Annotated in this window: 5 protein-coding genes and 1 pseudogene; 1 reads left to right on the forward strand and 5 read right to left on the reverse strand. The window is 75.3% G+C overall.

Features of this window, described 5'->3' with window-relative positions; all coding sequences use genetic code 11:
• Both secA and HLB09_RS10125 read right to left on the reverse strand, forming a co-directional pair.
• The coding region (gene secA / locus HLB09_RS10120; protein ID WP_171203261.1) for a preprotein translocase subunit SecA at positions 1-2,757 on the reverse strand (2,757 nt) is incomplete at its 3' end.
• Positions 2,758-2,902: 145 nt separating this feature from the next.
• Complete coding sequence (locus HLB09_RS10125) at positions 2,903-3,190, reverse strand: GNAT family N-acetyltransferase (RefSeq protein ID WP_171203259.1); 288 nt, start codon at positions 3,188-3,190, stop codon at positions 2,903-2,905.
• Positions 3,191-3,291: 101 nt separating this feature from the next.
• On the opposite strand from HLB09_RS10125, the gene HLB09_RS10130 reads away from it, so the two are divergent.
• A complete protein-coding gene (locus tag HLB09_RS10130; protein WP_171203260.1) occupies positions 3,292-4,467 on the forward strand; it encodes a GNAT family N-acetyltransferase in 1,176 nt (391 codons plus the stop codon).
• A gap of 212 nt (positions 4,468-4,679) precedes the next feature.
• On the opposite strand, the gene HLB09_RS10135 is transcribed toward HLB09_RS10130, so the two are convergent.
• The 3 genes and pseudogenes from HLB09_RS10135 to hpf form a co-directional block, all read right to left on the reverse strand.
• Entirely contained in the window at positions 4,680-5,969 is a 1,290-nt protein-coding gene (locus tag HLB09_RS10135) for a winged helix-turn-helix domain-containing protein (protein ID WP_322790120.1), read from the reverse strand.
• A 67-nt stretch (positions 5,970-6,036) separates the two neighbouring features.
• Positions 6,037-6,768 carry a response regulator gene (locus HLB09_RS20375; protein WP_409372998.1) on the reverse strand — a complete coding sequence of 244 codons (732 nt, stop codon included), beginning with the start codon at positions 6,766-6,768 and terminating at the stop codon, positions 6,037-6,039.
• 417 nt (positions 6,769-7,185) lie between these two features.
• Positions 7,186-7,833: pseudogene (gene hpf, locus HLB09_RS20380) on the reverse strand (ribosome hibernation-promoting factor, HPF/YfiA family); the annotation flags it as partial.
• Between the last annotated feature and the right edge of the window lie 132 nt (positions 7,834-7,965).

The following is a 7,965-nucleotide window of genomic DNA, read 5'->3' on the forward strand; positions in this document are numbered from 1 at the left end:
GCCGCCCGCGAGGTGGGCCCAGCCGCTCCACCGGGCCAGGTGGGCCAGTCGCGCCTGCTCGCGCGCCCCTCCCGCGGCGGCGATGAGCCGGACGCTGGCCGTCGTGAAGGAGACGATGACGACCGACCCGGCGCTGTACGCCAGGCGCTGCGGTGTCGTCGGCTCGTCGAGGCCCTTGGCCTTGAGCTGCGGGGCGGCGGCGGCGATGCCGGCGGCCAGGGCGCCGGAGGCGGCCCCCGACGGCGCGGCCTGCTGGGGCGCCGGCGGCGCCACCTGCACCTCGAGGTTGAAGAGGTAGCCGACCGACTCCTCCTTGATGGCGTCCATCATCGCCGTGAAGAGCAGGTAGCCCTCGCGCTGGTACTCCACGAGCGGGTCGCGCTGGGCCATCGAGCGCAGCGAGATGCCTTCCTGCAGGTAGTCCATCTCGTAGAGGTGCTCGCGCCACTTGCGGTCGAGCACCGACAGGACGACGCGGCGCTCGAGCTGGCGCATCGCCTCCTCGCCGAGCTGCTCCTCGCGGCGCTCGTAGGCGAGGCGCACGTCGCTGAGCACCTCCTCGAGCAGCATCTCCTTCGTGATCCGGTTCCGGCCGCCGGCCTCCTCCTCGAGGTCGGCCACGGTGAGGCTGATCGGGTAGAGGGTGCCGAGCGCCGTCACGAGCTGGTCGAGGTCCCAGTCCTCCGCGAAGCCGTCGGCCGTCGCCGCCGTGATGTACCCGGTGACGACGTCGGTGACGAAGTGCGAGACCTGCTCCTGCAGGTCCTCGCCCTCGAGCACGCGGCGCCGCTCGTCGTAGATGACCTGGCGCTGGCGGTTGAGGACGTCGTCGTACTTGAGGACGTTCTTGCGGATCTCGAAGTTGCGGGCCTCGACCTGGCCCTGCGCGCTCTGGATGGCGCGGCTGACGACCTTGCTCTCGAGCGGCATGTCGTCGGGGAACCCGGTGCGGGCCATGAGCGACTCGGCGGCGCCGGAGTTGAACAGCCGCATGAGGTCGTCGCGCAGGGAGAGGTAGAAGCGCGACTCCCCCGGGTCGCCCTGGCGGCCCGAGCGCCCCCGCAGCTGGTTGTCGATGCGCCGCGACTCGTGCCGCTCCGTGCCGAGCACGTAGAGGCCGCCGAGCTCGGTCACCTCGTCGTGGCCGGACTTGACGGCGGCCTCGGCCTCGGCGAGCACCTCGGGCCACAGGGCCTCGTACTCCTCGGGCTTCTCGGCCGGGTCGAGGCCGCGCTCGTGCATGCGGCTGACGGCGAGGAACTCGGCGTTGCCGCCGAGCATGATGTCGGTGCCGCGGCCGGCCATGTTCGTGGCGACGGTGACGGCGCCCTTGCGCCCGGCCATCGCGACGATGGCCGCCTCCCGGGCGTGCTGCTTGGCGTTGAGCACCTCGTGGCGCACGCCCCGCTTCGCCAGCTGGGTGGACAGGCGCTCGCTCTTGCTGACGCTCGTCGTGCCGACGAGGACGGGCTGGCCCTTCTCGTGGCGCTCGGCGATGTCCTCGACCACGGCGTCGAGCTTGGCCTCCTCGGTCTTGAAGACGAGGTCGCTCTGGTCCACGCGCTGCATCGGGCGGTTCGTCGGGATGGGGATGACGCCGAGCTTGTACGTCCCGTTGAACTCGGCCGCCTCGGTGGTGGCGGTGCCCGTCATCCCGGACAGCTTGTCGTACATGCGGAAGTAGTTCTGCAGCGTGATGGTGGCGAGGGTCTGGTTCTCGGCCTTGACCTCCACGCCCTCCTTGGCCTCGATGGCCTGGTGCATGCCCTCGTTGTAGCGGCGCCCCGCGAGGATGCGGCCGGTGTGCTCGTCGACGATGAGGACCTCGCCGTCGGTGACGACGTAGTCCTTGTCGCGCGTGAACAGCTCCTTCGCCTTCACCGCGTTGTTGAGGTAGCCGACGTACGGGGTGTTCACCGAGTCGTAGAGGTTGGAGATGCCGAGCCGGTCCTCGACCTTCTCGATGCCGCTCTCGAGGACGCCGACGGTGCGCTTCTTCTCGTCGACCTCGTAGTCCACGTCGAGCTTGAGGGTCCTCGCGACCTTCGCGAACTCGGCGTACCAGCGGGTCGCGTCACCCTGCGCGGGGCCCGAGATGATGAGCGGCGTGCGGGCCTCGTCGATGAGGATCGAGTCGACCTCGTCGACGATGGCGAAGGCGTGGCCGCGCTGGACCATCTCCGCGGTCTGCCACGCCATGTTGTCGCGCAGGTAGTCGAAGCCGAACTGGGTGTTCGTGCCGTACGTGATGTCGTTGGCGTACTGCTCGCGCCGCTGCTCCGGGCGCATGCCGTCGGTGATGCAGCCGGAGGTGACCCCGAGGAAGCGGAAGACCCGCCCCATGAGCTCGCTCTGGTAGGACGCGAGGAAGTCGTTCACGGTGATGACGTGGACGCCCTTGCCGGTGAGCGCGTTGAGGTACGCCGGCAGCGTCGCGACGAGCGTCTTGCCCTCACCCGTCTTCATCTCGGCGATGTTGCCGAGGTGCAGCGCGGCCCCGCCCATGACCTGGACGTCGAAGTGCCGCTGCCCCAGGCTGCGGCGGGAGGCCTCCCGGCAGTTGGCGAAGGCCTCGGGCAGGAGGTGGTCGAGCGACTCGCCGTCGGCCACGCGCTCGCGGAAGCGGTCGGTCTCCTCGCGGATCTCCGCGTCGGAGAGCTTCTCGAAGTCCTCCTCGAGGGCGTTGACCTGGTCGGCCAGGCCCTGCAGCCGCCGCACGGCGCGGCCCTCGCCGGCCCTCAGCAGCTTCTCGAGCATCCCCACGTCGCGAACTCCCTCGTCGTCCGCGCGCACGGGCCCCCCGGAGGGCTCCCGCGGCGCTGGTCAGGTCGGCCGTCATGCTACGCACGCGGCGGTCACCGGCCGTCGCGCCGCGACGGGCTCGCCCCGGGTCGGACGCACCTCAGCCCGCGACGAGGTCCTGCTGGTCGGGGTGGCGCTCCAGCCACGCGGCCACGTAGGGGCAGTCGGGGCGCACGCGCAGGCCGCGCTGGCGCAGGTCGTCCATCGCGGCGCCGACGAGCCGGCCGGCGAGGCCCTCGCCCTGCCGGTCGAGGTCGGTCTCCGTGCTCACCAGCGCGACGACGTCGTCGTCCACCGGCCGGCCCACGAGCTGCACGAGCTCGCGCCCCTCCTCCAGGAGGACGTAGCCGTCCCCGCGCCGCTCCACCGTCGTCGTCTCGTCCGCCATCCGGCCAGCGTGCCGCCGCGCGCCCGCTCCCGCCCGCGGGAGGCGGTGCGTCGACGGGAACGTCGTTGCCCGGGGCCGTCGACGGCGGCAGGGTCGGCCCCATGACGTCACCCGCACCGATCGACGCCGTCGCGCCACGCCCGGTGACCGCCGCCCTCCCGACCGCGGCGCCCGACCTGGAGGCCGGCGGGGGCGTGCGGCTGCGCGCCTACCGGGAGGACGACGTCCAGGCCGTGCTGGCGATGGCATCCGAGGCGGAGTTCGCCCGCTGGACGACCGTGCCGGTGCCCTACGGGCGCGAGGACGCCGAGGGCTTCGTCCGCGACGTCGTGCCGGCGGGCTGGGCCTCCGGCGAGGCGATGACGTGGGCGCTGGACGTCGACGGCGAGCACGCGGGGAACGTCGCGCTGCGCCGGACGGGCACCGACGGCGTGCTGTCCGTCGGCTACGGCCTCGACGCCCGGCACCGCGGCCGCGGCGCGGTGTCGGCGGCGCTGCGGGTCCTCCTGCCGTGGGCGGCCGAGCACGGGGCCGCCGCCGTGCGGTGGATCGCCCACGTCGGGAACTGGCCGAGCCGCCGCGCCGCCTGGGCCGCGGGCTTCCGCGTCGAGGGCGCCGTCCGGCGGGCAGAGCTGCAGCGCGGCGAGCTGCGCGACTGCTGGCTCGGCACCTGGGCGGCGGGCGACCCGACCACCCCGGCCACGCCCTGGCTCGACGTCCCGCGCGTCGACCTCGGCGACGTCGTCCTGCGGCCGTGGCGCGACGACGACGCGGGCCGCGTCGTCGAGGCCGGCACCGACCCCCTCACGCGACGCTGGCTGCCGCGGCTGCCGGAGCACTACGGGCGGCAGGACGCGCGGGACTTCGTCGAGGGGATGCGGCGGGACGCGGCCGAGGGGCACGCCGTGGCCTGGTGCGCCGCCGACGCCCGCGACGACCGGTGCCTGGCGTCCGTGACCCTCTTCGCCCTGGGCCAGGGCGGCCGTCCGGCGGAGATCGGCTACTGGGCGCACCCCGACGCGCGCGGGCGCGGCGTCGTGACGACGGGCGTGCGGGCCGTCGCGCGCCACGCGCTGCTGCCCGCGGAGGTCGGCGGGCTCGGCTTGCCGGCCGTGCTCGTGCGCGCCGAGCCGGGCAACGCCGCGAGCCGCGCCGTCGCGCTGCGCGCCGGCTTCGCCCCGGCCGGCTGGGACCTCGCCGGGGGCGGAGAGCCGGACGCCCCACCGACGCCGCTCGACCGTTTCGTGCTGCGGGCGCAGGACCTGCCCGACGCCTGAGCACCTGACGGGGAAGGGCTACGGACTCCGCCCCGGAGCGTCTCCTCGACGGAGAAGGCTACGAACTCCGCCCCGGAGCGCCGTTCCGACGGACCAAGACTACGAACTTCGCCCTGGAGCGCCGCCCGGACGGACAAAGGCCACGAAGTCCGGTCCGGGTCCCCTCGCGGAGGGGTCCGGGGACGCCCAGCCGTTCGGGCGACGAGAAGTGGTCAGGTCGCGCGCAGGGCCTCGCGCAGGGCGGGCGCCAGGTCGCCGGGGCCCGTCACGGCGACGTCGTCGAGGTCGAGCCACGCCGCCATCGACCGCAGCTCCCCCGCGAGCTCCTCGGCGGCGTGCGCGGGCGCCCATGGCTCGGCCCAGGCGGCCTGGACGCGCAGGACGCGGCCGGCCCGGTCGGCCTTGAGGTCGACGCGCGCCACGAGCTCGCCGTCGAGGAGGAGCGGCAGCACGTAGTAGCCGTGCACGCGCCGGGCGGCGGGCACGTAGATCTCCAGCCGGAGGCGGACGCCGAAGAGCGCCTCGGTGCGCGAGCGCTCGAAGACGAGCGAGTCGAACGGCGAGAGCAGGGCCCGCCCGGCGACGCGCCGCGGGAAGGCGGCGTCGCGGTGCAGCAGCGCCGGGCGCGCCCACCCCCGCACCGTGACGGGCGCGAGGACGCCGGCCTCGACCAGCTCGTCGACGGCGCGGCGCGAGGCGTCGGGGCGCAGGCGGAAGTAGTCGCGCAGGTGCGCCTCGGTGGCGACGCCGAGCGAGCGCCCGGCGATCTCGACGAGGCCGCGGACGGCGTCCGCCTCGTCCGGGTCCGGGGCGCCGGCCACCTCGGGCGGCAGCACCCGCTCGGGCAGGTCGTAGCGCCGCTCGAACTGCGCGGTGCGCCCGGCGGCCGTGAGCTCGCCGGACCAGAAGAGCTGCTCGGCGGCGGCCTTGACGTCGCGCGCCGGCCCCGCGAGCACGGCCTCGGTCGGCGGGACCATCCACGAGCCGGCCGAGCTGCGCGGCACGCCCGGGTGCAGGTGCGCCGTCAGCTGCGCGGCCGTCATGGCCCCGCCCTCGCGGACGGCGCCCAGGACCTCGTCGAGCAGCCGGGGCCGCTCCGCGAGGATGCGCCGGTAGCGGCCCCACGCCTCGTCGGCCGCCCGGGCCATGCGCCAGCGCAGGAGACGGTGCGTGGCCGGGGGCACGAGGCTCGCCTCGTGGGCCCAGTACTCCACGAGCCGCCGCGGCGGCCGCTCGGCGGCGCGGCGCAGCAGGTCGTCGTCGTAGGGCCCCAGCCGGCTGAACAGCGGCAGCCGGTGGCTGCGCGCGACGACGTTGACCGAGTCCAGCTGGAGCAGACCGACGCGGTCGAGGACGCGCTGCACGTGCCGCATCGTCGGCACCCCCGGCGGCCGCCGGTCGGCGAAGCCCTGCGCCGCGAGCGCCGTCCGCCGCGCCTGCGCCGCGGTCAGCACCTCCCGGCCCCGCGTGCCGCCGGGCCCTCCTCCTCGCCCGTCCGCCACGGCCGCCGATGCTGCCACCCCCGGGCGCGCGCGGTGCGCGACGGCCCGCCCGCCGATCGTCGGGCGGTCAGGGGCTCGGGTCGAGCAGCTTCTCCTTGACGGCGTACATGGCCGCCTCCATCCGCGAGTGCAGCTGGAGCTTCTCGAGCAGGTTCCGCACGTGGTTCTTCACCGTGTTCTCGGAGATCCAGAGCTCGCCGGCGATGTCGCGGTTGGAGCGGCCGCGCGCGACGAGCCGCAGCACCTCGAGCTCGCGGGCGGTCAGCCGCGGGGCGGGCACCGCGGGGGCGTCCTCGCGGGTGGCGCCCCTCCGGCTGAGCGCGGCGAACTCAGCCAGCAGGTGGCTCGCCATGGACGGGCTGATGAGCGACTGGCCGCCGTGGACGGCGCGCAGGCTCGCCGCGATCTCCTCGCCCGGCACGTCCTTGAGCAGGTACCCGTTGGCCCCGGCCTGGACGGCGCTGAAGAGGTCGGACTCCTCCTCGCTCATGGTCAGCATGAGGATGCGGGTGCTCGGGGCCACCTCGCGGATGGCGGCGCACGCCTCGATGCCGCCGCGCCGCGGCATCCGCACGTCCATGAGGACGACGTCGGGCAGCAGCTCCTCAGCGCGCGCGATGGCCTCGGTGCCGTCCGCGGCCTCCCCGACGATGACGATGTCGTCGTCGAGCTCGAGGACGCGCTCCAGCCCGCGGCGGTAGAGCACGTGGTCGTCGACGACGAGCACCCTGATGCGCTCCGGCGCACCGGCTCCCGCCGGCCCGGCCGCGGCGTCCAGCACCGCTCCGGGGACGGCCACCGTCCCGTCGACGTCGTCCCTCCCGTCGGCACCGCCCTTCCCGTCGGCACCGCCCTTCCCGTCGACAGCGCCCTTCCCGTCGACAGCGCCCTGGGCACCCGCCCGCACCGCTCCGGCGTCCGCGCTCCGCACGTCCATCGCCCTCCCGTCCACCCCGGCGGGTCTCCGCCCGGCCGGGGGCCGACGCGAGCATGCCAGCGGCTGCCCTCGCCCGTCTCGACCGGCCCCGTCACGATCGGGCCACGCCACGGGACCGCGAGGGCCACCGGCGTGCCGACCGGGGACCGCTTCCCCGTCCGAGGTCTTCGGAGCCCGCCGCCCACCGGTTGGGCCGCACCTGCCGGGCACGACGCCGGCCGACCCGGGAGGGCCGGCCGCCTCCTCGGGCGCCTCCTCGAGCCGGATGACGCCGTAGCTCCAGCCCCGGCGGCGGTAGACCAGGCTGACCGCGCCCGTGCTGCGGCACAGGAAGAGGTAGAAGTCGTGCCCCAGCGCCTCCATCTGGGCGAGGGCCTCGTCCACGCTCATGGGGTGCGCCAGGTGCGTCTTCTCCCGGATGCGCACCGGGGAGGCGCCGACGGCGTCCGCCAGCCCGTGCTCGTCCTCCCCCGGGCCCAGCGCGCTCACCGTCGCGTCGGGCTCGTCCTCCTCACCGGACGCGCCGTCGTCGGCGGCCGCGGGCGGCGCGAGGCCGAGCGGCGGGGCGGACGACGCCTCGGGCACCGAGCCGCGCCGCACCGACGGCGGCGTCTGGCGGCCGTGGTGGACCTTGCGGCGGTCACGCAGCCGGCGCAGGCGCTCGAGGAGCTTCTCCTCCGCGAGGTCGAGGGCGCCGTGCGCGTCGTCGGCGCAGGCCTCGGCGCGCACGACCTCCCGGCGGTGCCGCAGCGTCAGCTCCACGCGCTCGCAGCTCTGCGGCTGGCGCGGGTTCATCTCGTGGCTGATCACGACGTCGAGGCGGTCGGCCCGGGGGGCGACCTGCTCGACCTTGGCGAGCTTGTCCTCGAGGTGTCGGCGGAAGCGCTCCGGCACGGTGGTGTGGCGGGTGGTGAGCGTGATCTCCATGGGTCCTCCAGCGATGGGGGGTGGGTCTCGACGCGCCGGCCCGGGAGCTGACCCGGCGGGCGGTCCTCGGTGCTCAGGCACCACCTCCCCGCGGCAGGAGGGCGGGGGGCCGGCCGCCGGCCCCGGTGACGA

This window comes from Pseudokineococcus marinus (assembly GCF_013004605.1).
GTDB lineage: Bacteria > Actinomycetota > Actinomycetes > Actinomycetales > Quadrisphaeraceae > Pseudokineococcus > Pseudokineococcus marinus.